At 73.8% G+C, this 23899-nt stretch carries 21 protein-coding genes; 5 read left to right on the forward strand and 16 right to left on the reverse strand.

Annotated elements, in window-relative coordinates:
• Positions 1-255: 255 nt before the first annotated feature.
• Positions 256-1095 (reverse strand): hypothetical protein, encoded by an 840-nt coding sequence (locus LPU61_RS18770; protein WP_043961221.1) that lies wholly within the window; start codon positions 1093-1095, stop codon positions 256-258.
• Between the two features lie 206 nt (positions 1096-1301).
• Between LPU61_RS18770 and LPU61_RS18775 the strand changes: the two genes are divergently transcribed.
• On the forward strand, positions 1302-2384 hold the full coding sequence (locus tag LPU61_RS18775; protein ID WP_229405639.1) for a Glu/Leu/Phe/Val dehydrogenase: 1083 nt from the start codon (positions 1302-1304) through the stop codon (positions 2382-2384).
• Between the two features lie 395 nt (positions 2385-2779).
• On the forward strand, positions 2780-2995 hold the full coding sequence (locus LPU61_RS18780; RefSeq protein WP_036373645.1) for a DUF3073 domain-containing protein: 216 nt from the start codon (positions 2780-2782) through the stop codon (positions 2993-2995).
• Between the two features lie 145 nt (positions 2996-3140).
• Here LPU61_RS18780 and amcA read toward each other — a convergent pair whose 3' ends face one another.
• From amcA to LPU61_RS18805, 5 genes are all read right to left on the reverse strand, one after another.
• Positions 3141-3374: a multiple cyclophane-containing RiPP AmcA gene (amcA, locus tag LPU61_RS18785; protein ID WP_043961216.1), complete on the reverse strand. Its 234-nt coding sequence runs from the start codon at positions 3372-3374 to the stop codon at positions 3141-3143.
• Positions 3343-4449, reverse strand: coding sequence for a cyclophane-forming radical SAM peptide maturase AmcB (amcB, locus tag LPU61_RS18790; RefSeq protein WP_305071966.1), 1107 nt, complete (start codon positions 4447-4449; stop codon positions 3343-3345). The genes amcA and amcB overlap by 32 nt, the downstream gene beginning before the upstream one ends.
• A gap of 131 nt (positions 4450-4580) precedes the next feature.
• Positions 4581-5735 carry a phosphoribosylformylglycinamidine cyclo-ligase gene (gene purM / locus LPU61_RS18795; RefSeq protein WP_043961212.1) on the reverse strand — a complete coding sequence of 385 codons (1155 nt, stop codon included), beginning with the start codon at positions 5733-5735 and terminating at the stop codon, positions 4581-4583.
• Between the two features lie 64 nt (positions 5736-5799).
• Entirely contained in the window at positions 5800-7338 is a 1539-nt protein-coding gene (purF, locus tag LPU61_RS18800) for an amidophosphoribosyltransferase (protein WP_043961210.1), read from the reverse strand.
• Between the two features lie 158 nt (positions 7339-7496).
• Positions 7497-7862 (reverse strand): sterol carrier family protein, encoded by a 366-nt coding sequence (locus LPU61_RS18805; RefSeq protein ID WP_043961208.1) that lies wholly within the window; start codon positions 7860-7862, stop codon positions 7497-7499.
• Between the two features lie 160 nt (positions 7863-8022).
• Here LPU61_RS18805 and LPU61_RS18810 point away from each other — a divergent pair, with 160 nt between their 5' ends.
• Entirely contained in the window at positions 8023-10251 is a 2229-nt protein-coding gene (locus LPU61_RS18810) for a carboxypeptidase-like regulatory domain-containing protein (protein WP_229405640.1), read from the forward strand.
• Between the two features lie 104 nt (positions 10252-10355).
• Here the strand turns inward: LPU61_RS18810 and LPU61_RS18815 are convergent, their stop codons facing one another.
• The 4 genes from LPU61_RS18815 to purS all read right to left on the reverse strand — a co-directional run bounded on the left by LPU61_RS18815 (position 10356) and on the right by purS (position 15065).
• Positions 10356-11117, reverse strand: coding sequence for a 2-phosphosulfolactate phosphatase (locus LPU61_RS18815; protein WP_043961205.1), 762 nt, complete (start codon positions 11115-11117; stop codon positions 10356-10358).
• A gap of 3 nt (positions 11118-11120) precedes the next feature.
• Positions 11121-14057, reverse strand: coding sequence for a phosphoribosylformylglycinamidine synthase subunit PurL (gene purL, locus LPU61_RS18820; RefSeq protein ID WP_374199693.1), 2937 nt, complete (start codon positions 14055-14057; stop codon positions 11121-11123).
• 64 nt (positions 14058-14121) lie between these two features.
• Positions 14122-14805 (reverse strand): phosphoribosylformylglycinamidine synthase subunit PurQ, encoded by a 684-nt coding sequence (gene purQ / locus LPU61_RS18825; RefSeq protein ID WP_229405641.1) that lies wholly within the window; start codon positions 14803-14805, stop codon positions 14122-14124.
• Positions 14802-15065: a phosphoribosylformylglycinamidine synthase subunit PurS gene (gene purS, locus LPU61_RS18830; protein WP_043961200.1), complete on the reverse strand. Its 264-nt coding sequence runs from the start codon at positions 15063-15065 to the stop codon at positions 14802-14804. The genes purQ and purS overlap by 4 nt, the downstream gene beginning before the upstream one ends.
• A gap of 366 nt (positions 15066-15431) precedes the next feature.
• Between purS and LPU61_RS18835 the strand changes: the two genes are divergently transcribed.
• Positions 15432-16115 (forward strand): DUF1986 domain-containing protein, encoded by a 684-nt coding sequence (locus LPU61_RS18835; RefSeq protein WP_043961198.1) that lies wholly within the window; start codon positions 15432-15434, stop codon positions 16113-16115.
• Positions 16116-16184: 69 nt separating this feature from the next.
• On the forward strand, positions 16185-16706 hold the full coding sequence (locus LPU61_RS18840; protein ID WP_229405842.1) for a YbjQ family protein: 522 nt from the start codon (positions 16185-16187) through the stop codon (positions 16704-16706).
• 171 nt (positions 16707-16877) lie between these two features.
• Here the strand turns inward: LPU61_RS18840 and purB are convergent, their stop codons facing one another.
• The 6 genes from purB to LPU61_RS18870 form a co-directional block, all read right to left on the reverse strand.
• The gene (gene purB / locus LPU61_RS18845; RefSeq protein WP_229405642.1) at positions 16878-18302 is read right to left on the reverse strand and encodes an adenylosuccinate lyase; all 1425 of its coding nucleotides are present in this window, start codon (positions 18300-18302) and stop codon (positions 16878-16880) included.
• Positions 18303-18385: 83 nt separating this feature from the next.
• On the reverse strand, positions 18386-19057 hold the full coding sequence (locus LPU61_RS18850) for a hypothetical protein (RefSeq protein WP_052503576.1): 672 nt from the start codon (positions 19055-19057) through the stop codon (positions 18386-18388).
• 75 nt (positions 19058-19132) lie between these two features.
• Positions 19133-19384, reverse strand: a complete 252-nt coding sequence (locus LPU61_RS18855) for a hypothetical protein (protein ID WP_043961194.1) — start codon at positions 19382-19384, stop codon at positions 19133-19135.
• A gap of 28 nt (positions 19385-19412) precedes the next feature.
• Complete coding sequence (locus LPU61_RS18860) at positions 19413-20252, reverse strand: TNT domain-containing protein (protein ID WP_052503575.1); 840 nt, start codon at positions 20250-20252, stop codon at positions 19413-19415.
• Positions 20253-20427: 175 nt separating this feature from the next.
• On the reverse strand, positions 20428-22788 hold the full coding sequence (locus tag LPU61_RS18865; protein ID WP_229405643.1) for a hypothetical protein: 2361 nt from the start codon (positions 22786-22788) through the stop codon (positions 20428-20430).
• Positions 22781-23881, reverse strand: a complete 1101-nt coding sequence (locus LPU61_RS18870; RefSeq protein ID WP_229405644.1) for a glycosyltransferase family 2 protein — start codon at positions 23879-23881, stop codon at positions 22781-22783. Before LPU61_RS18870 ends, LPU61_RS18865 begins: the two co-directional genes overlap by 8 nt.
• Positions 23882-23899: the final 18 nt, after the last annotated feature.

Consider the following 23899-nt stretch of genomic DNA (forward strand, 5'->3'; position numbering starts at 1 on the left):
GCCGGGGTCCCGCCGGCCGACGCGTCTCCCATGGTCCGGCTAGTCCCCGATGTCCGACATGGGCCGAACGGCCGAAGGTCCCTAGACGGACGGATGAACCATGCCCGATTTATACGACTAATACACGCCAGAACCCACCTTATTTGGACTCATAGTCACTGGTCGTGATGCTCCAACTACGAGAGCATCTCACCTTGGGAGCGCTTCCATGGGGGGTTTGCGCCCCCTTGGACCGTTCTTTACCCAGGTCAGAGGCTAGTTGCACCGCTCGAGCAACTGGACCGCCCGCCACCGCGCGACGAGCCGGTCGTACGCCGCCGACGCCTCGTCGGCCTCCCCCTTGGACAGCCCGGCGAGGCCGCCCGCGACGAGCGCCGGGGAGTCGTCCTCGGCGAGGGTCTCGTCGGAGAGCAGCTCGACCAGGCCGCCGTAGTCCAGCTCCACCACCGAGCGCGGGTGGAACTCCTCCAACCACCGCGCGGCCTCCTCGACCGCCTCGGTGATGGGCGCCTCGCCGACGGTCTTGCGCAGCACCGACAGCGCCCGCGACGACCGGCGGCGGGCCTTCGAGATCTCCGTCCGGTACCGCAGCGCGCGCCGCCCGGGCCGGGTCACCAGGTCCCGCTCCTCGAAGTCGAACAGGACGAACCAGCGCAGCGGCACGCCCCACGTGGCGATCTGCTCGTGCACCCGCGGCACGCCGTGCTCCAGCACCCGGGCCCCGCTGCGCCAGTCTTCCACGACCGCCTTGGCCTGCCCCGCCAGGATCGGCGGCACGAACGCGTCGGCCAGCACCGACGGCACGCCGTCGCGGGCGCTCAGCGCCGCCTCGGCCACCCGGATCCGCAGGTTCCACGGGCAGACCAGCAGGGCGTCGTCGACCTCCAGGACGTACGCCTCCTCGGGCAGGTCGGGCAGGCGGGTCCAGCCCGCGCCGAGCGCCTCGATGACCGCCGTCCGCTGCCGCAGGGGCCCCTCCGAGGGGGCCACCGCCCGCCCCTGTTGCACGTAGCGCCGCCAGAAGGACTGGCGGTCCCGGTCGAAGGCGGTCAGCGGCTCGTACACCCGCAGGTAAGAAGCGAAGAGCGACGGCACGGCGCGATCCTCCCACGAGACGCAACCCGGACGCCCGCAGCGCCCCCCGATCAGGCGCGCTGGGCACCGGACGCCCGCGACCGGGCACGCTGCGCACGACGGCACGGCGTCGGCCGATACTAGGCTCGGAGGCACCGGCACCATCCCGCCGGACGCGCCACCAGGTCCGCGTCCCACAAGGACGCACACCGTCACAGGAGTCAGCCATGGGCGTTTTCACCAGCATCGACGACCCGTCATCCACCGGCCACGAGCAGGTCGTGTTCTGCCAGGACACGCAGACCGGCCTCCGCGCGATCATCGGCATCTACTCCACCGCGCTGGGCCCCGCGCTCGGCGGCACCCGCTTCTACCCGTACGCCAGCGAAGAGGCCGCGCTGGCCGACGTGCTCGACCTGTCGCGCGGCATGGCGTACAAGAACGCGCTCGCCGGGCTGGACCTGGGCGGCGGCAAGGCGGTCATCTGGGGCGACCCGGACCAGCTCAAGAGCGAGCCGCTGCTGCGCGCGTACGGCCGCTTCGTCGAATCGCTCAACGGCCGCTACTACACCGCCTGCGACGTCGGCACCTACGTGGCGGACATGGACGTGATCGCCCGGGAGACCCGCTACGTCACCGGCCGCAGCGTGGAGCACGGCGGCGCGGGCGACTCCTCGGTGCTGACCGCCTGGGGCGTCTTCCAGGGCATGCGGGCCGCCGCCGAGCACGTCTGGGGCGCGCCCACCCTCAACGGCCGACGGGTCGGCGTGGCCGGGCTGGGCAAGGTCGGCAAGCACCTGACCCGGCACCTGCTCGACGATCACGCCGAGGTGGTGGCGACCGACGTCGACCCCCGGGCGCGCGAGTGGGTGCGCGCCAACCACCCGCAGGTCGAGCTGGTCGACGACGCCGCCGCGCTCGTCGCCACCGACATCGACGTGTACGCCCCGTGCGCGCTGGGCGGCGCCCTCGACGACGACACGGTGCCGGCGCTGCGGGCGAAGGTGGTCGCCGGGGCGGCGAACAACCAGCTCGCCCACCCGGGCATCGAGAAGCTGCTCGCCGACCGGGGCATCCTCTACGCCCCCGACTATGTGGTGAACGCCGGCGGGGTGATCCAGGTGGCCGACGAGATCGAGGGCTTCAACTTCGAGCGGGCCAAGCTCCGGGCCACCCGCATCTACGACACCACCCGGCAGATCCTGCGGCTCGCCGACGACGAGGGGGTGCCCCCGGCGGTGGCGGCGGACCGGCTCGCCGAGCGCCGGATGGCGGAGGTCGGCCGGCTGCGGACGATCCACCTGAGGTGACGACCGCCGCGCCGCGGCGCGGGGCCGCCTGTGCGGTGCCGCGCCGCGTGCTGTGCGGTGCGGGGCCGCGTGCTGCGGTGAAGGTCACAGCCCGGCCCGGGGGGCCACCCTGGCCCCGGGTCGGGCGACCGGGCAGGGTCCGGCGGCGGACGGCGTTAAGCTGAAATCGGGGTGATTGCTGCCCAACTGCCCGATGTCACGGGTGATTCGGCAACCGCCCCTTACCTCAGTACAATCGGTGACGGCCGGATAACTGCGACGCGCAGAGCCGGCCTGCGGTAACCCGAGGTGCCGAAGGGCGGCATCCCCATGTACCGTAAGAGCCACGAGAGATGCCTGACGTCATCGGGGCCCGCCTTCGGGCTGCCCCGAATTCTGTGCGAGGGGGTCGAGCCATGGGGCGCGGCCGTGCTAAGGCCAAGCAGACGAAGGTGGCCCGGGAGTTGAAGTACCACTCCCCGAACACCGACCTCACCGCCTTGCAGCGCGAACTGGCGGGTGCTGGTAAGTCGAACCACGACTTCGACGACGACTACAAAGAGTATGTCGACGACGACGACGAGGATCACGCGGACGAGGACCCGGACCCCTGGGTCCGTCCGACCCGTTGACCCCCGGGAGCAGCTGAGCACGCGGCAGTCCGCGTGCTTGTGTTTGTGCCCGTCCCGGGGCCGGCGTACCAACCGATGATCAAGGATCTGTCCACCGGACCCCGTTCCGGGCGATCGGCAGGTCCTTGATCTCGGAGCCGTACCCTCAGCGGGGCCGGTTGTTCCAGTTGTAGAACGTCGGGATGTTCTCGAAGTGGTTCCAGGCGCACACCGCGCCCGTGCCCTCTCCCGCCGCCTCCGACCGCAGCCGGCGCGCGTCCTCCGCCTCCTGGAGCAGCGCGACGAGCCCGTCGGCGGCATCCCGCACCCGGTCGACGACCGGGCCCTCCGTGGCCCCTCCGACGCGCTCAGACTGCCGGTGTCCGGTGTTCTCGGGCATGGTCCAACACTCCCTCCAGTAGGCGGATCTTGCTGTTGCGGCAGTGCTCGGTCTCCGTACCGTCGAAACGCCCCAGCTCGAAGTAACGGTTGGCGGCGTGCCCGCCCCCGCAGAACCCGAAGTAAGGGCAGGACGCCCGGCACGCCTCCACGCCGGCCAGGAACTCACCCACCCAACCGGTCGTCCGCTCCGCGCCGGCCACGATCTCGGCCAGCGGGGTCGTCAGCACGTTGCCGCTGCTGAAGTCGCCGTACCGGGGGTCGGAGAAGCCGGCCAGCTCCGGGGAGAGCACGACCACGGAGCCGTCGTAGCCGACCGTGGGGATCGGGTCCAGCCGCCGGGGCAGCAGCCCGTCGGCGGTGCCGTCGAGGACCGCCGCCGCGTACCGCAGCGACCACTCCACCTCGCGCAGGTGGATGCGGGGGTCCCGACGCCAGGCGGCTACCAGCTCCGCCCAGAACGCCCGCACCTGCGCCGCCTCGTGGGCGTTGCCCCGGGTGTTCACCCCCTCCGTCTCCTCGATGTTGACGCCCAGCACCTCGCAGCCCAGGCCGAGGAAGTAGTCGTACAGCTCGGCGGCCCGGCCCGGCTCCGGGTCGTTGACCACGGCCAGGGCCGAGAAGGGCAGCCCGTGCCGGCGCAGCGCCGCCACCCCACGCACGATCCGGTCGTACGCCGGTCGGCCCGCCCGGGTGACCCGGTCGCCGTTGCGCCCGCGCGGCCCATCCACGCTCACGCTGACCCGCACCCGGTGCGCGGCGAGGAACTCGCACCAGGCGTCGTCGATGAGGGTCGCGTTGGTCTGCACGTGGTGCTCGACCTCCGGGCCGAACGGGGCGATCAGCGCGGCGAGGTGCTCCCGGCCGGCGGCCAGGGGCTCCCCGCCGTGCCACACCACCGAGAAGCGGCCGGCCTCCGCCCAGCGGTTCACCGAGGCCGCGACCGCCTCGGCGACCGCGACCGGCATCCGCCGGTCGACCGCCCGCATCGGGAGGTAGCAGTATGCGCAGTCGAGGTTGCACAGGGTCGTCGGCTGCATCACGACGTACGACGGGACCGGGGAGATCCCCCGCATCCCGCTGGACGGCCGTCCCCGAGCAGCCATCGCCCTCCTTCCCGACCCGAAGGGTGCCCCTCAGGCTAGGCGGCGACGGCCGCTCGGGTGAACCCCCGACCAGACGCCGAGCAAATCAATGGCCCTCGATATTAACCCCGGGTGTGCTGGCCGACCATCTGCACCTTGCCGGTGCCCTCGATGATCTCGCCGGCCTGCCAGGCGTCCACGCCCCGGCCGGTCAGCGTGGCCAACGCCCGGTCGGCGTCCTCGGCGGAGACGATCGCGAACATGCCGACGCCCATGTTGAACGTCGACTCCATCTCGTTGTCCTCGATCCGGCCCTTGGACTGGATCAGGTCGAAGATGGGCTGCGGCTTCCACGTGGAGCGGTTGACCACCGCGTCGACGTTCTCCGGCAGGATGCGCACCAGGTTGCCCGGGATGCCGCCACCGGTCACGTGCGCGATGGACCGCACCTCGGCCTCGGCGATCAGCTTGAGGCAGTCCTGGGCGTAGATCTTGGTCGGGGTGAGCAGCTCCTCGCCGAGGGTGCGCTGGCGGCCGAAGTCCTCGATCACCACGTCCAGCCGCATCCGGCCCGCGCCCAGCAGCACGTGCCGCACCAGGGAGTAGCCGTTGGAGTGCAGGCCCGAGGAGCGCATCGCGATGACCACGTCACCGGTCTCCACCCGATCCGGGCTGAGGATCTCGCTCTCCTCCACCACGCCGACGCCCGTGGCGGAGACGTCGTACTCGTCCGGACGCAGCACGCCGGGGTGCTCGGCCGTCTCGCCGCCGAGCAGCGCGCAGCCGGCGTACCGGCAGCCGTCGGCGATGCCCGCGCCGATCTCGGCCACCTTGTCGGGGACGACCTCACCGCAGGCGATGTAGTCGAGCAGGAACAGCGGCTCGGCCCCGCAGGCCACCAGGTCGTCGACGACCATGGCGACCAGGTCGATGCCGATCGTGTCGTGGATGTCGAGCTGCTGCGCGATCACCAGCTTGGTGCCCACCCCGTCGGTGGAGGACGCCAGGATCGGGTTCTTGTATTTCTTGGTGTCCAGCCGGAACAGGCCGGCGAAGCCGCCCAGGTCGCCCATGACCTCCGGGCGACGGGTCTGCTTGACCTTGGACTTGAGCAGCTCGACCGCGCGGTCGCCCGCCTCGATCGAGACGCCGGCGTCCGCGTACGAGACCGAGCGTTTGCGCGCCGGGCGGCCGTTGCCGGCCGTCCAGGGCTGGCGGTCACCGCCGGCGCCGGTCGGGCTGCTTCCTGTGCCGCTGCGCTCGGAAACGTGCGTCACGGTTCTCCCCTTTTGTGGTTCTCGCGGGGTCCGGCGGTGGCCGGTCGGCCCGCGTCGGGCGGTGCTATTGGCGGTGTACGGTCGCGCCGCCCGAAGTGGCGACGAGCGGTGGGACGTCGTGCCCGGGGGCGTCCGGGGCATCGGCGACCCGGCGTCCCACCCCTTCGAGCACGTGCTTGCCGATCAGGTTCCCGGCCGGCAGCTCGATCGGGTATTCCCCGTCGAAGCAGGCCCGGCAGAGCCGGGTCTTCGGCTGCTCGGTCGCGGCGATGAGGCCGGGCAACGAAACATAGCCCAGCGTGTCGGCGCCGATGGACCGCCGGATGCCCTCGTTGTCCAGCCCGTTGGCCAACAGCTCGGCCCGGGTGGCGAAGTCGATGCCGTAGAAACACGGCCAGTTGACCGGCGGGGAGGAGATCCGCACGTGGACCTCCAGCGCGCCCGCCTCGCGCAGCATCCGCACGATCGCCCGCTGGGTGTTGCCACGCACGATCGAGTCGTCGACCACCACCAGCCGCTTGCCCCGCACGTTCTCCCGCAGCGGGTTGAGCTTCAGCCGGATGCCGAGCTGGCGCAGGGTCTGCGACGGCTGGATGAACGTCCGGCCGACGTACGGGTTCTTCATCAGGCCGGCGCCGTAGGTGATGCCGGACTCCTCGGCGTAGCCGATGGCGGCCGGGGTGCCGGACTCCGGCACCGGGATGACCAGGTCGGCCTCGACCGGGTGCTCCTTGGCGAGCTGGCGGCCGATCTGCACCCGGGCGGCGTGCACGTTGCGCCCGGCGATGGTGGCGTCCGGGCGGGCGATGTAGACGTACTCGAAGAGGCAGCCCTTCGGCTCGGGCGCGGCGAACCGGGCCGAGCGCAGGCCGTTCTCGTCGATGGCGATCAGCTCGCCCGGCTCCACCTCGCGAACCACGCTCGCACCCACGATGTCGAGCGCGGCGGTCTCGCTCGCCACCACCCAGCCGCGCTCCAGCCGGCCGAGGACCAGCGGGCGCACGCCGTGCGGGTCGCGGGCGGCGTAGAGCGTCGACTCGTCCATGAAGACGAAGCTGAACGCCCCGCGCAGCTGGGGCAGCACCTCCAGCGCGGCGGCCTCGACCGAGAGATCCGGACGACTGGCCAGCAGCATCGTCACCAGCGAGGTGTCGTTGGTCGAGCCGTCGGCGGCCAGGCCCCGCTCGGCCACGTCGCGCTGCAACTCGGCGGTGTTGACCAGGTTGCCGTTGTGCGCCAGCGCGATGGTGGTGCCCGCGCTGGTGGACCGGATGGTCGGCTGGGCGTTCTCCCAGGTCGAGCCGCCCGTCGTCGAGTAGCGCGCGTGCCCGATCGCGAGGTGCCCGCGCAGGCTCGCCAGGGTCGGCTCGTCGAAGACCTGGGCCACCAGGCCGAGATCCTTGTAGACCACCACCCCGGAGCCGTCGCTGACGGCGATCCCGGCGGCCTCCTGGCCACGGTGCTGGAGGGCGTAGAGCCCGAAGTAGGTGAGGTTGGCGACCTCTTCCCCGGGCGCCCAGACACCGAAGACGCCGCAGGCGTCCTGGGGGCCGGGTCGTTGGGGATCGAGATCGTGGCTCAGCCGGCCGTCGCCTCGGGGCACCTGCCGCTCCCTCATGCTGGTCGGGACTGGCCGGGCCGGACGGATGTGCTGGTCCGCGTTGCCCGGCCGGGACCACTGTCGTCGCCTGACAGTGTACGCGAATCGGTGTCAATACAGAAAGTCACGATTCGCCTCCTCTCCGTGCTCGTATGAGGGGACTATTCGCCCAGGTGGAGCGGAAGGTGCGCGGAGAGGTCCGCACGGACCCCGCTGACCCGTACGCGACCCTCGGTGACCGCGTCCGCCCAGCTCCGCCGGCCCGTCGCCAGCTCCAGCCAGGTGGTCGGATCCAGCTCGACGACGTTCGGCGGGGTTCCCCGGGTGTGTCGGGGACCGGGAATGCACTGAACTGCACCGTAAGGTGGGACACGCACCTCCACCGATCGGCCGGGGGCACGCTCCGTGAGGGCGGTCAACAAGGCACGGACCGCCTCCCGGAACACCAGCCGTTCGGGGGTACGACCCTCGTCGAGCGCGGCGAGCGCCTCGGCGACCGCTGCGGACTTAATGTGCGGAGAGGACACGACGGGACGATACGACCCGCCTCCGGCGCTTTCGACGCTGGCCCTGGGTCGCGCCGATCCGGTCAGACAAGGCATAGTTGCCGACGGCGTATTCGTACCGTGATGATCCCCGGCCCGGCGCCCCGCCGGCGGAGGGAAGTCAGACCGGAAGGCGGTGGACGTGTCAACACACCGACGTGCCTGGCAGCAGCGGGCGGGTGTGGTCGTGGCGCTGGCAATCGGCGCCCTGCTCGCCGTCCCCGCCACACCCGTACTGGCCGCCGAGGTCAGCGTCACGCCCGGCTCGATCAACCTGAACGCGGGCAGCGACGCCACGGTGAGCGTCAAGGTGACGCCCGGCAACGACGACGCGAGCGCCCAGATCAGCCTCACCGGGCTGCCGGCCGGCGTGAGCTGCACGGGCGGCTGCGGCCAGATCAGCTTCAACGGCCAGGCCCCGAGGACCCAGCTCCTGACGATCAAGGCCAGCGACAGCGCGCCGGACGCCGGCGGGATCAACGTGACGGTCCAGGTGCAGCCCGACAAGTCGGACTCCACCACCGGCAGCTTCCAGCTCAACGTCAAGGGCAAGGCCGCGCCGACCACCCCCGCCCAGACGCAGACCGTCAAGTCGGTCTCCGGCAAGGTGGTCGCGGCGGCCAACGGCGAGGCGGTGCCGAACGCCGTCGTGATGCTCCAGGACAGCGCCGGGCACCGCTACGAGACCACCAGCAACGGCAGCGGCAACTTCAGCTTCACCGGCAGCACCTCCCGTCCCATCGCCCCCGGCCGGCTCGACATCGGCGCGATCCAGGGCGAGGTCAGGGTTGCGAAGTCCTTCACCGCCAGCGCCGGGCAGAGCGTGACCGGGCAGCGGCTCAGCCTCGCGATCAAGGTCGAGGTGAGCCCGAGCCCCAGCCCGTCGGCCAGCGAGGAGCCGCTGCCTTCCGACGAGGCCACCGACGACGCCACCGAGGAGCCGACGGAGGCCGCCCCCGGCGCCGCGAACAACGCCGCCTCCACCGAGGAGGACAGCGGCATGTCGTGGCTGCTCATCCTGCTCGGCGGCCTGTTCGTGGCGATCGGCGTCGGCACCATCGTGCTGCTCTGGATGAAGCGCCGGGAGAACGGCGACGACGTCGACGACGCGCCGAAGAGCGGCGCTGCGGCGGCGGGCACGATCCCGGCCGCCCGGGGGGCGTACGGCGGGGCGGACGACCAGACACGGGTGGTGAACCGGGTCGGTGCCGGGCCCGACCCGACGATGGTCGGCGGCACCTCGCTCAGCGACGCCCCGACGATGATGCACCGGCCGGTCGTCGACGACGTCCCGCCGGACCCCTACGGCGCTCCGCCGGCCCCGTACGGCGCTGGCGGCCAGCAGCAGGGCGGCTGGGCCGGCGGCGGCTACGGCGACGAGCCGCAGACCAGCGGTTACGGCGCGGCCGGCGGGTACGGCAACGCCCCGGCCTCCGGCGGCGGGTACGGCGGTGCCCCGGCCTCGGGCGGCTACGGCAACCCTGGCGGCGGCTACGGCGCCGACGCCCCTGCCTCGGGCGGCGGCTACGGCAACGCGGGCGGCTACGGCGCCGACGCACCCGCCTCGGGCGGCGGCTACGGCAGCGCGCCGGCGTCCGGCGGCGGCTACGGCAGCGCCCCCGCGTCGGGCGGGTACGGCTCCGCCCCGGCCTCCGGCGGCGGCTACGGCGGTGCCCCGGCCTCGGGCGGCGGCTACGGCAACCCCGGCGGGTACGGTGCCGAGGCACCGACCTCCTCCGGCGGCGGCTACGGCAACCGCGACTACGGCGCGCCCGCAGGTGCGCCGGCCGGCGGGTACCCGGGCCAGGGCGGTGGCGGCTACGGCGGCGAGCGCTACGACGAGCCGACGGGGCGGTACACCGGCGACACCGCTTCCTCCTACCCGCCGCCCGCTGCGGACCCGTACCCGACCAGCACCTACCAGCCGGAGCAGGGTCACGGCGGCTACGGCCAGCCGGAGCCCCCGCAGTACGGGGGCCGCGGCGGCGAGCCCACCGGCGGCTACGGCGCGGCCGAGCCCACCGGTGGCGGCTACGGCGGCGGCGGTTACGGCCAGCACGGCCAGCAGGGCGGCGGCTACGACGCCGGCCAGCAGCAGGGCGGCTACGACCAGCGCGGCGGATACGGCGCCGAGGGCTACGGTCAGCAGAGCGGCTACGGCCAACAGGGTGGCTACGGTCAGGAGCCCCCGCAGCAGCGCGGCGGCGGCTACGACGACCGTGGCTACGAGCAGCCCACCAGCTACGACCAGCAGCAGGGCGGCTACTACGGCGACCAGGCCCAGCAGCAAGGCCGGGGCCGGCCCGACGCCCCGCCGCCCCCGCAGCAGCAGGACCGGGGCGGTCGCCGGCTGGACTGGCTGGACGACTGACCGACGCGGGCCACGGCCCGCGCAACGCGACGACGAAGAAGGCGGCTGCCCGGAAACCGGGAGCCGCCTTCTTCGTCGGTACGCGTGAGCCGAGTCAGCCCCGCTCAGAGCCGGGCCGCGGAGAAGACGCCCTGCCGCAGCACCGGCACCACGCCCGACACGCCGACCTGGACGGCCACTTCCACGTCCCCGCCGAAGCCGCCCTCGACGAGTTCCCGGCCGGAGACGCAGCCGCGCACGGCGGCCGGGACGTCCGGCGTGGCGGCGAGCGCGGCCAGCGTCATCGCCGCCTCCACCGACAGCCCGCCGGGGACGCCGGAGAGCGCGTCGAGCACGCACGCCGCCCCGAGCTGGTCCTCCACGCACGGGCGCAGGGAGCCGTCCGGCCAGCGTTCCCCGGAGGCCACCACGCCGACCGGGGCGTCGATCGAGCCGTACCCCTGGTCGGTCAGCCAGCGCCCGACGGCGCGGGCGTTGCGCAGGCAGGCCGCGACCACCGGCAGGCCCGTGGCGCTGGCGGCGGCGCTGATCGCCGAGCCGTTGGGCGAGGGCAGCACCAGGTCGGCGACGGCCGGCGCGGTGCGCAGGGCCGCCGGGGAGAGCGACCACGGCTGGTCCGGGGTCGCCTGCCGGCGGCCCACGGCGGCGACGGCGCCGACCCGGCGGGCGTACTCGGCGGCCTGCTCGCCCCAGGGGAACGGGTGCACCCGCATGCCCCGGGCGACCGCCACCTCCACGGCGGTGGTGAACGAGAGGACGTCCACCACCACCAGGACGGCGCAGACCCGGCCGAGTTCGGCCGCGCCGGCCAGCCCCCAGTCGAACCGGGCACCCGAGCCGGGCTGGACGTAGACCGTCGCGGTCACGCCTCAGCGCTGGTCGGGCGCGGCCGTCGGACCTGCCTCACCGGAGTCGGAGCCGTCGGTCGCCTCCGGGCCGTCGACCCGCTGCGGCTCGGCCCCGGCCGGCGGCGTCCCACCGTCGGTCGGCTGCGCTGCGTCGGTGCCCGGGGACGGGTCGGTTGCGGCCGGGGCAGCCGCGTCGGCGGCAGTCGGCTCGCCGGGCGCGGCCGGTTCGGCGTCCGCGTCCGCGACCGGTGCTCCGGCAGCCTGCGGGGCAGGCGACCCGGCTGCCGACGGTGCCTCGTCGTCGGCCGGCGTCGCCACGGCGGGCGGTGCCGGCGTCGTCGCAGCGGCAGGTGCCGCCGCGACGGCGGGCTCCACCGGGGTCACGGAAACCGGCTGGGCCGGGGTCACGGCGGCGGGCGGAGCGGCGACCGGCACCGCAGCGGTGGCCCGCGCGGTCGGGGTGGCCGACTCGGCCGGCTCCGACCCGCCGAAGAGCCGGGGCAGCGTGGCGGTGTGCGCGGCGGACAGCTCGTCCAGGCCGATCCGGAACTGGTCGCGCACCTCCAGCGCGCCGCCCGCCGGGTCGGTGACGCCGATGAACTCCCACGGCACCCCGCGCTCGGCGCAGAGCGCGGTGAACGCCTTCTCGTGGCCGCGCGGCACCGAGACCAGGGCCCGCCCGGCCGACTCGCTGAACAGGAAGACGAACGGCATCGAGCCGCCGGCGAACTGCTCCGGCACCGCGATCACCGCGCCGACCCCGCGCCGCAGGCAGGACTCGACCAGGCTCTGCACGAGACCGCCGTCGGAGAGGTCGTGCGCGGAGCTGAGGTGCCCGACCCGGGCCGCCTCGGCCAGCAGGTCGGCCAGCTGCCGCTCGCGGCCCAGGTCGACCTGCGGCGGGATGCCGCCGAGGTGCTCGTGGGTCACCCAGGCCCACTCGGAACCGGAGAGCTCCACGTGGGTCTCGCCGAGCAGGAAGAGCTGGTCGTGGTCGCCGCCGGTGCGCGGGACGAAGCCCATCGGCACCCGGCTGGCCACGTCGTCCAGCACGCCGAGCACGCCCACCACCGGGGTGGGGTGGATCGCCGCCGCGCCGGTCTGGTTGTAGAAGCTGACGTTGCCGCCGGTCACCGGGATGCCCAGCTCCAGGCAGCCGTCCGCCAGGCCGCGCACGGCCTCGGCGAACTGCCACATCACGCCCGGGTCCTCGGGCGAGCCGAAGTTGAGGCAGTTGGTCACGGCGATCGGCTTCGCGCCGGTCACGGCCACGTTCCGGTACGCCTCGGCCAGCGCCAGCTTGGTGCCGTGGTACGGGTCGAGGCGGGCGTACCGGCCGTTGCCGTCCAGCGACAGGGCCACGCCGAGGCCGGTGTGCTCGTCGATGCGGATCACGCCGGAGTCCTCCGGCTGGGCGAGCACGGTGTTGCCCAGCACGTACCGGTCGTACTGCTCGGTGACCCAGGTCTTGTCGGCGAGGTTCGGCGACGCGATCATGCGCAGCACGGTCTCGCGCAGGGCCTCCGGCGTCGACGGCCGGGGCAGCGTCTCGGCGCGGTCGGCCTGGAGCAGGATCAGGTCGGCCGGCTCGCGCATCGGGCGGGCGTAGACCGGACCGTCGTCGACCAGCGACCCCGGCGGGACGTCCACGACGAGCTGGTCGCGCCAGGTGATCACCAGGCGGCCGGGATGGCCGTCCGGCGACGGGGCGGTGACCTCACCGATCGCGGTGGCCCAGACGCCCCACTTCTCGGCGGTCTTGAGCACCGCCTCCAGCTTGTCCGGGGCGACGACCAGCAGCATCCGCTCCTGGGACTCGCTGGCCAGGATCTCCTGCGGCTCCATCGACGCCTCGCGCAGCGGAACCCGCTCCAGCCAGACCCGCATGCCGGTGCCGGCCGACGCGGCGGTCTCGGTGAGCGCGCAGGTCAGGCCCGCGCCGCCGAGGTCCTGGATGCCGACGACCAGCTCGGCGTCGTACAGCTCCAGGCACGCCTCGATCAGCAGCTTCTCCATGAAGGGGTCGCCGACCTGCACGGACGGGCGGCGCTGCTCGCTGCCCTCGTCGAAGGTGGCGCTGGCCAGCACCGACACGCCGCCGATGCCGTCACGGCCCGTCCGGGCGCCCATCAGCACCACGACGTTGCCGGGGCCGGTGGCCTCCTTCTTCTGCAGCCGGTCGACCCGCAGCACGCCGAGGCAGAGGGCGTTGACCAGCGGGTTGCCCTGGTAGCAGGGGTCGAAGACGACCTCGCCGCCGATGTTGGGCAGGCCGAGGCAGTTGCCGTAGCCGCCGACACCGGCCACCACGCCGGGCAGCACCCGGGCGGTGTCAGGGTGCTCGGCCGCGCCGAAGCGCAGCGGGTCCATGACGGCGACCGGGCGGGCGCCCATGGCGAGGATGTCCCGGACGATGCCGCCGACGCCGGTCGCCGCGCCCTGGTACGGCTCGACGAAGCTCGGGTGGTTGTGCGACTCGACCTTGAAGGTCACCGCCAGCTCGTCGGAGACCTGCACCACACCGGCGTTCTCGCCGATGCCGGCCAGCAGCCGGTCGCTCGGCGGGGCCTTCTCGCCGAACTGGCGCAGGTGCACCTTGCTCGACTTGTAGGAGCAGTGCTCGCTCCACATGATCGAGTACATGGCCAGCTCGGCCTGGGTGGGACGCCGGCCGAGGATTTGCCGGATCCGGTCGTACTCGTCGTCGCGGAGGCCCAGCTCGGCGTACGGCTGGAGCTCCTCGGGGGTTTCGACGGCGCGCGGCACGGTGTCCAGGCCGTGCGCCCAGTCGGCGGCCGGGACGGGCCGGGACGACTCGGGGTGGACCGGCTCGCCGGGACGGGCGGCCGGGTCGACCGGGCCGGCCTGCGGCGCCACGGTGGCCGCGAAGGGCTCCGCCGGGGTGGCCGGAAGGCCGCCCGGGGTCTCCCGTACCGCCGGGTCCGGATGGGTGGTCATGACCTCTCCTCGCTGCGCTCGCCGCCGCAGGGGCGGTGGAGCCGACCGTTGGTGCCGCGCACGGTCACGCCGGCGCCCCCACCAGGTGCTTGAGCACCGAGGTGAAGAAGCCGAGGCCGTCCAGGGAGGGGCCGGTGAGCGCCTCCACGGCGTGCTCGGGGTGCGGCATGATGCCGACCACGTTGCCGGCGGGGTTGGTGATGGCGGCGATGTCGCGCTGCGACCCGTTGGGGTTGCCGCCGGCGTAGCGGGCGACGACCCGGCCCTCGGCCTCCAGCTGGTCCAGCGTGGCGGCGTCGGCGACGTAGCAGCCCTCGCCGTTCTTGACCGGGATGAGGATCTCCTGGCCGGCCTGGAAGGCGTTGGTCCACGCCGTGCCGGCCGCCTCGATCCGCAGGACCTGGTCGCGGTTGCGGAAGTGCAGGTGCTGGTTGCGGGTCAGCGCGCCGGGCAGCAGGTGCGCCTCGCAGAGGATCTGGAAGCCGTTGCAGATGCCGAGCACCGGCAGGCCGCCCCGGGCGGCGTCCACCAGGGTCTCCATCACCGGCGCGAACCGGGCGATGGCCCCGCAGCGCAGGTAGTCGCCGTAGGAGAAGCCGCCGGGGAGGACGACGGCGTCCACCCCGCGCAGGTCCGGGTCGCCGTGCCAGAGCCGGACCGGCTCGGCGCCGGCGATCCGGACGGCACGGGCCGCGTCCCCGTCGTCGAGCGAGCCGGGGAAGGTGACCACACCGACCCGGGCGGTCACGGGTGCGCGCCCGCGGTCTCGTCGGTCTCGACCAGGCGGACGGTGAAGTCCTCGATGACCGGGTTGGCGAGCAGCTTGTCGGCGATCTCCCGGGCCCGGTCCAGGTCCGGTTCACCGGTGAAGTCGATCTCGATCCGCCTGCCGATCCGGACAGAGGCGACGTCGCTGACGCCGAGCCGGGGCAGCGCGTTTGCGACGGCCTGGCCCTGAGGATCGAGGATCTCGGGCTTGAGCATGACGTCGACGACGACGCGAGGCACTGGGCACTCCTGACTGTGTACGCAGTTGGGTGCCGACCCACAACGGGCGAGCGCAGCCAGCCTACCTGGCAGATACCGCCTCAGCCGCACCGGCCGGGCGCGGTTCAGGCAGTGATCAACATAACCGGCGGGACGCGGGGCCGCACCGTGTCCGATCCCACGCGAAACGTCCCGGAGCAGGCGGTTCACCACGCCAGTGGTCGCCAAATTGTTACATCGGCTAGTCTCGATCGAAGCCTTGCCGCCAGAAGTGGTCACCCCTAGTATCCATCGATACAGGTCAATGAAGACCCTGGCGGGTGACCCCCGCGCCCGCCGGCACGACCGACCCGGCGACCCCGGGTCCTAGGCAAGGAGTACGTCCCCATGCGTATCCGTTCCCTGCTCGCCGTGGCCGGTGCCGCCCTGGCCGGCGTCCTCGGCGTCACCAGCGCCGCCACCGCCGCACCGGCCGGCCCCCAGCCCATCATCGGCGGCGGCACCGTCTCCTCCGCACCGTGGGCCGCCGCCGTCTTCAGCAACGGCTCCTTCACCTGCTCCGGCAGCGTGATCGCCTCGACGTGGGTACTCACCGCCCGGCACTGCGTCAGCGGCACCATGTCCGTCCGGATCGGCAGCGTCTACTACGCCTCGGGCGGCACCACCCGCACCGTGAGCGCCTCGTACACCCGCTACGACCTGGCGCTGCTGCGGCTCTCCAGCGCGGTGACCACCTCCACCGTGTCGCTGGCCAGCAGCAACCCGCCGGTCAACTCCACCAACACGATCTACGGCTGGGGCATGACCTGCTACAGCGGCTGCGGCGCGTCCAGCCAGCTCAAGACCGCCAGCGTGCGGGTGACCAGCACGAGCGTCACCGACGCGTACGGCGGCCAGGCGATCCGGAGCACCGCCGTCAACGGCAACGCGTGGCGGGGCGACTCGGGCGGCCCGCAGTTCTACAACGGCCAGCAGGTGGGCGTCGCCTCCACCGCCGACGGCGTGAGCATCCAGAACTACGGCAGTGTCGCGTACAACCGGGCCTGGATCACCTCCGTGGCCGGTGTCTGACGGTTAGCGCCCGGCTCGGCGCGGATGGTCGGCTAAGCGCCGGCCGTCCGCGCCGACCCCTTTTGCAGCATCCGATCAGGTGACCACGGCCGACGAACCGCCGCCCGCCGGTGCGACAGCATCAGAACCGTGCTGGTCGTGACGACGGATCAACTGCCCGGCTACGAGATCCGCCAGATCCTCGGCGAAGTGGTGTCCTCGATGGCCAGGACGCGCAACCCGTACCGCGAGGGGGTGAAGAACCTCCGCGGCGGCGCGTACGACCCCATGGCGCCGGACAACCTGACCCGCTGGCGTACGGACTCGGTGGCCCGCCTCGGCGAGGAGGCCCGCCGCCTCGGCGCGAACGCCGTGATCGGCATGCGCTTCGACAGCCGGGACTGCGGCGAGATGTGGATGGAGATCTGCGCGTACGGCACCGCCGTCATCGTGGCCGCCAAGACCCCGGACGTCATGCCCCCGGACCAGCCGATGATCGCCGCCGACACGGCACACGACCCGGCGATCGCCGAGGCCCCGGGCGGCATAGCCGAACCGGCGAGCGCCCCCAACCTCTCCTCGGCCGCCGAAACCCCCACCCGCAACGCGTGACCCACCCACCCCACCCACCCCACCCTGCCCCGGCCGGGCCCGCGTCGGGTCCCCCCGGGTCGGTGATCAAGAGAAAAGTGTCAGAGTTGATCTCCAACATGACGCAAATCTCTTGATCACCGGGGCGAACCGGGGAGCGGGGGGGCGAACCGGGGCGGGGGCGGGGGTGGGTCAGAGGATGGGGGGTGGGGTGTAGGTGGCTGCCTTGGGGTGGGTCAGGGCGATCCTGGCGATGCGGGTGGTCACCCGGTCGACCTGGGCGCCGGCGGTGCCCACGAAGGCCGTCCGGTCGGCGATCAGCGCGTCGATGTCGGCGCGGGACAGGCCCAGGCGGTCGTCCGCCGCCAGCCGGTCGAACAGGTCGTTCTCGGTGGCGCCCTGCTCCCGCATGGCCAGCGCCACGCCGACCGCGTGCTCCTTGATCGCCTCGTGCGCCGCCTCCCGGCCGACGCCCCGGCGCACCGCCGCGACCAGGATCTTCGTCGTGGCCAGGAAGGGCAGGAAGCGCTCCAGCTCACGGTTGACCACCGCCGGGTACGCCCCGAACTCGTCGAGCACGGTGAGGAACGTCTGGAACAGCCCGTCGGCGGCGAAGAACGCGTCCGGCAGGGCCACCCGGCGGACCACCGAGCAGGAGACGTCCCCCTCGTTCCACTGGTCGCCGGCCAACTCGCCGACCATCGACAGGTAACCCCGGATGATCACCGCGAAGCCGTTCACCCGCTCGCTGGACCGGGTGTTCATCTTGTGCGGCATCGCGCTGGAGCCCACCTGGCCGGGCTTGAAGCCCTCGGTGGCCAGCTCCTGACCGACCATCAGCCGGATCGTGGTGGCCAGCGACGACGGCGCGGCGGCGACCTGGGCCAGCGCGGCGAGCACCGCCAGGTCGATCGAGCGCGGGTAGACCTGGCCGACGCTGTCCAGCACCCGGGCGAAGCCGAGGTGCTCGGCGACCCGGCGCTCCAGCTCGGCCACCCTGTCCGCATCGCCGTCGAAGAGGTCGAGCTGGTCGGCGGCGGTGCCGACCGGGCCCTTGATCCCCCGCAGCGGATACCAGTTGATCAGGTCCTCCAGCCGCTCGTACGCGATCAGCAGCTCCTCGGCGGCCGACGCGAAGCGCTTGCCCAGCGTGGTGGCCTGCGCGGCGACGTTGTGCGACCGGCCGGTCATGACCAGGCCGGAGTGCTCGTTGGCGAGCCGGGCGAGCCGGGCGAGGGTGGCCACCACCCGGTCCCGCACCAGCTCAAGCGACGCGCGGACCTGGAGCTGCTCGACGTTCTCCGTGAGGTCCCGGGAGGTCATCCCCTTGTGCACGTGCTCGTGCCCGGCGAGCGCGCTGAACTCCTCGATGCGGGCCTTCACGTCGTGCCGGGTGACCCGCTCCCGCTCGGCGATCGAGGCCAGGTCGACGTCGTCGAGCACCCGCTCGTACGCCTCGACCACGCCGTCGGGAACGGCCACGCCGAGGTCCCGCTGGGCGCGGAGCACGGCGAGCCAGAGCCGCCGCTCCATCCGCACCTTCTCCTCCGGCGACCAGAGGGCGACCAGTTCGGGCGAGGCGTACCGGTGGGCGAGCACGTTCGGGATCGTCGTCACGTGCCTCATTCTCTCGCACGCCCGGACCGCCGCCCGAGCCAGCCCACCCGTGGCGGCGGGGCTGGCCGGCGTGACGTCGCTGGTCAGACGCGCGGGATGTCGTGCACCTTCGCGGTCACCATGATGGTCTTCGACTGCTTGCCGTGCGCGTTGCGGACGGTCAGCGTGTAGGTGTGCTCCTGGACGTCGCCCTCGCCACCGGAGCAGGGGAAGTTCAGGGTCTCGCTGCCGGCCGGCGGGTAGTTGTCGCCGTACACGCCGGGGCCGTCGACCGAGAGGGCGACCGAGTCGACGTTGCCGGTCTTCCACTCCACGACGACCGGGGTGCCGGCGATCGGGTTGACGTTGGTCCCGGCCGGGCAGGTCGGCTTCTGGGCGACCCGGAAGTATCCGATGGTGGGGCCGCTGGACTTGGTGCCGGACCCGCCGCCGTTGCTGCCACCCCCGGTCGACCCGCCGCCGGTCGACCCGCCGCCCGTGGAACCGCCGCCGGTCGAGCCACCGCCCGTGGATCCGCCACCGGTGGAACCGCCGCCCGTCGAGCCGGTGCCGGTGCCGGTGCCACTGTCGCCGGAGCTGGAACCGGAGCCGGCGGAGGCCGGCGCGTCGCCGGGCGCCTCGGTCACGGTCGTCTTCGCGGTGGATTCCCCGGAACCCGTCGCGGTGGACGCGCAGCCGGCGGCGGTGAGCGCGACGGCCAGGCCGAGGACGACGGGGGCGAGGTGGGCGGGGCGGAGCAGGACTCGACCGGGCATGGCCACTCCTTGAGGGGTGCCGCCGGTGACGTCCGGGCGGGCTGGACCCACAGTAGGGACGCCCGGCAACAGGGATCAGTACGGCGCGGGCCGACCCGTCAGCGCCGTGTAGAGGCCGGCGGCGGCGGCCTCCTCGGAGTCGTACGCCTGGCGGACGTCGTGCGTCCCGCGTTCGTACAGGCCGATCTCCCAGCGTCCGTCGGGTGAGCGGCGCAGGAACCAGAAGTCGGGCGGGACCGGCACGTGCTCGTGCACGCCCTCGATCTCGAAGGCGTCCGGGGACAACCCGGCCGCCAGCAGCGCGGCGCGTACGTGATGCCGGTCCACACCCGACCTCCGTTCATCCGATTCGACGTCAGCAGACGGCCGGGACGCCGCCGCGCTGGAGCGGGACGGCGCACGGTGCCGCCTCCAGGTTCTCCTCCACCAGGAAACCGTGCGCGAGCAGCCAGGTGACGCTCAGGTTGCCCCCGGCCTGCGGCAGGTACGCCGGGTTGAGCTGGAACTGGGTGCCCATCCCCGGCTGGGCGAACCACGGGGCGATCGGCCCGGAGTCCACCGGGAACGGCTTGACCACGCAGTAGACGTGGTAGTTGGCCAGCGGCGCGTCGGCCGGCGTGTTCAGGTTCGACGGCGGCAGCGACCGGGCGCTGAACGGGGTGCCGAGCGGGGCGAGGAACGCGCCGCCCGGGAAGCCGAAGCGGTCGAGGCGGTAGCCGGGCAGCAGGGTCTGCTTCGCCTTGATCGGCACCCCGTTCGGGCCGAGGACGAAGCCGTTCGCGGGCGGATAGACGTACGCGGTCTGGGTGGCGTTGCCGTACTGCTGGAGGAACTGCGACTCGGTGAGGCCGCCGAAGCGCTGGTAGCCGGCGAGCAGCGGACCGACCGGCGGCGCGGTGGGCAGCGTGGCGGGGCCGAGCAGCGGGTTGTTGTCGTAGAACTGGGTGGTCGGCGGCGCGTTCGGCGGGACGCCGGGGCGGCACAGGCTGTCGCCCACGGGCGGCTGCGGCTGGGCGGGGCCCGTGGGGGCCACGTCGCCGGAGCCCGGGAGACCGGAACCCCAGAAGCCGGCGCCGAGGCCGGCGGCGGAGGACCGGTCGGCGATGAGCCGGGTGCCCTGGTCGGTGTCGATCGGGGCGGCCTGGGCCGCCACGGCGGGAAGCAGGGCCAGGGCCGCGCCGGAGAGCGCCGCCAAGGCCCAACGAGGTATTTTCACATCAAACCTCCAGAAAAAGGACAGAAGCTGCCCTCATCTTCTGGAGATCGGAACTGGAATGTGAGCTTTCGTGCAGTTTTCTACCGGTAGAGGTCGGTCAGCGCAGCCGACCCGCCGCCAGCGGCCGGCACGCGGTCAGCGCGGCCGGCGACCGTCAGCGCAGCCGGTACACGGTCACCGGGCCGGCGACGAACCCCACCTCGGCGAGCCGGGCCAGCTCCGGTGACACCGGGCCGGCGGCCGAGTCGGCGAGCAGCCACCGCACGCCGTCCTCGCGGCGCGCCCGGTCCAGTTCGGGGGCGGTCGGCGCGGTGAACAGCCGCTCGTTGCGGGCGAACAGCTCCGGGTCGGGGGCGGGCTGCCGGGGGTACGAGAAGCCGTCGCGGGCGTGCCCGGCCAGGGCCTCGTCCGTGTAGCCCCAGCTCTCCACGAGCGTCCGCCGGCCGCCCAGCCCGCTCACCCAGAAGGCCCGCGCGTCGCAGTGCGCGACGGTCCGCACCGGCCGGCAGTGCACGTTGGTGGCCACCACGTCCGCCGGGTCGGCGTGGGCGTCCAGCCAGAGGGCGGCCCGCGCCTCGTCCCGGGTGAGCGCCCAGGGGCGTTCGGCGGCGGTGAGCGCCCGGGGCGGGTCCCCGATCCGGCGCGCGGTCCACTCCAGGCCGCCGGCCACGCTCGCCCCACAGAGCGCGGCGACCACCCCGGCCACCGCCGCCCGGGCACGCCACGACGCCCCCGCCGGCCGCCCGCCCCGGTGCCGCAGCCCGGCGAGCAGGACGGCCAGCAGCGCGGCGACGCCGGCCAGCAGCAGCACCCGGCCCGCCGGCACGGCCATCGCCCACAGCCAGGCCCGCCGGGTCCGCTCGGACGGGGCCAACGGGTCGAGCAGCCACTGGGCCGCCGCGCCCACGGTCGCCGCGACCGCCACGACCGGCCACCACGGGCGTGCCTCGGCCAGCAGCCACGCGGTCAGCAGCGCCCCGAACGGGACCACCGCCAGGAAGAAGTAGAGCTGGCTGACCGACGGGTGGAAGAAGGACCAGGCACCGCCCGCCCCGGCCAGCAGCGCCCCGGCCAGCAGCCACGCCGCCGGGTCACCCCGGGTGCCCCGGCGGGCCAGGAGCAGCACGCCGACGTACCGGGGCGCCTGGAGCGCCAGCCACCAGCCCAGCACGGCGAGCGCGAAGAGCCACCCGGCCGCGCCGGCCGCCGCGAGCCCCGGCGGCAGCAGGCCGCCCGCCGCGATGCCCCCGCCCGCGCCGACGGTCTCCCGCCACGGCGCGAGGAACCGCAGCACCCCGAACACCTGCGGGGAGAGCACCCCCGCGCCGCCCCCGGCGAACAGCCGGTACCCGACGGCCATCGCCGCGACCAGCACCGCGAACAGCGACACGACCGCCCACGGCACCCGGCGGGCCCGCCGGCCGACGACCACCCCGGCCAGCGCCACGCCGGCGATCAGCGGGGGCAGGCCGCTGGACTTGGCCCCGGCGACGGCCAGGCCCGCCGCCGGCACCAGCGCCCACCCCCACCCGGGTCGCCGGCCGCGCACCACGTCCGCGCAGACGCCGGTGAGCAGCAGGAGCAGGGGCAGCAGGTACGTCTGCGAGGGGCTCTCCACGGACAGCGGGAGGGTGCCGCTGGCCGTCGCGGCGGAGCCGAGGGAGAGCGACACCCCGAGGTACGCCGTCGCCGCGGCGACCGGGCCGGCCCACCAGCGCCCGCTGAGGTCCCGGGCCAGCCCGGCGGTGACGACGACCGCCGTCGCGGCGACCGGCACCAGCCACAGCCGGAGCAGGACCGTCGCCGGTGCCGTGCCGGCGATCATGCTGGCGCTGGCCAGGTGCGCGTCGACCAGGTAGTGGTAGCGCAGCGGTTCCCCGGCGAGTTGCGGCAGCTCGAAGGGCATGGTCCGGGTCAGCTCGTGCACCAGCCCCAGGTGGTAGAGCAGGTCCTGGTAGTAGACGTGGTCCACCGGCGGCAGCGGGTTCGCTCGCCAGCCCACGGCCGCCCAGGCCACGACGAGGACCAGCACCCCGGCGACCGCGACCGTCCAGCGCAGCGGCAGCGGCCGGGGCTGGGCGATCCGCCAGTGCCGGCGCAACCGGGGCACCGCGACGAACAGCGCCAGCACCGGCACCGGCCACCAGCGCAGCGCCGGCTGCGTGCCGGTGGCCGTGGCGAGCGCCCAGGCGGCGAGTTCCAGCAGCAGGCCGACGGCGGCACCGTAGCCCAGGTCCTCCGGCAGGTTGCCCCGGCTGCCCCGCAGCGCCCGGTGCACGAGCGTGCCCGGCAGCACCAGGGCGAGCGACCAGTACGCGACGTACCGGGTGACGTCGCCGCCCGGGGTGCTCGTCCACCACCAGCCGGCGACCAGCGCGGCGAGCACCGTGGCCCAGGCGAGGGCCGCCGCGACCCGGCGGGCCGGCGGGCCGCCCCGACCCGCCGGTGCGTCGTGCGGGGCGGGCGCGTCCGACGCCACCGGCGGGCCCTGCGTCAGCACCGCCGGTTCAGTCACCGGCCCGGCCAGCCGCCACCGCCACGGCCGGCGCGTCGGACGCCCCGGCCGGGTCGACGGGCACCCCGCCGGAGCCGGATGCGCCACCGGAGCCGAAGGGAGCCTCGGCGGGGCCGAAGGAGACCCCGGCGGAGTCGAAGGGCACCTCGGCGGAGTCGAAGCCGACGAGGTGGGTGGGGCGGTCCTGCACCGTGCGGTAGATGCGGCCGACGTACTCGCCGAGCAGCCCGAGGCAGATCAACTGGACGGCGCTGAACAGCAGCACCGCCACGAACAGCGAGGTCCAGCCCGGGATGGTCGCGCCGTCGGCGTAGGCGACCAGGCCGAGGACGGCCAGCACCAGGCAGGCCGCGAAGCTGACCACGCCGAGCCAGGTGGCCAGCCGCAGCGGCGCGGCGGTGAAGTTCGCCGTGCTGTCCCAGGCCAGCGCGATCATCCGGCGCAGCGGGTACTTCGTCTCCCCGGCCGCCCGCGCCGCGCGGGAGTAGCGCACCTCGGCGGCGGCGAAGCCGAGCGAGGGCACCAGCAGCCGGTAGACCGGGGTGCGCTCGGGCAGCCGGCGCAGCACCTCCACCACGTCGCGGCTGATCAGCCGGAAGTCGCCCGCCTGCGCCGGCAGGTCCGCGCCGACGATGCGCCGCATCAGCCGGTAGTACAGGCCGGCGGTGCCGCGCTTGAACGGCGTGTCGGTGCTGCGGTCGGCGCGCACCCCGTACACGACGTCGACGCCCCGGTCGCGAGCGGTGGCCAGCATCTCGGGGATGACCTCGGGCGGGTCCTGGAGGTCGGCGTCGATGCTGACCACCCAGCGGCCCCGGGCCCGGTGCAGGCCGGCAGTGAGGGCGGCCTGGTGGCCGCTGTTGCGACGCAGCCGGACCAGCCGGAGCTGGGGCCAGGACCGGGCGTGGTCGAGCAGCAGCCGGGCCGTGGCGTCGCGGCTGCCGTCGTCGACGGCGACCACCTCGTACGTGGTGCCGGTGCCGTCGAGCACCGGCCGGAGCCGCTCGACGAACACCGCGACGACGTCCTGCTCGTTGTACATGGGGACGACCACGGACAGGTCCGGTGCTGCCCCGGCTGCGCTGATGTCCATCGCCGGCCACCCTGCCGG

The organism is Micromonospora sp. NBRC 110038 (genome assembly GCF_020884815.1).
Lineage (GTDB): Bacteria > Actinomycetota > Actinomycetes > Mycobacteriales > Micromonosporaceae > Micromonospora > Micromonospora haikouensis.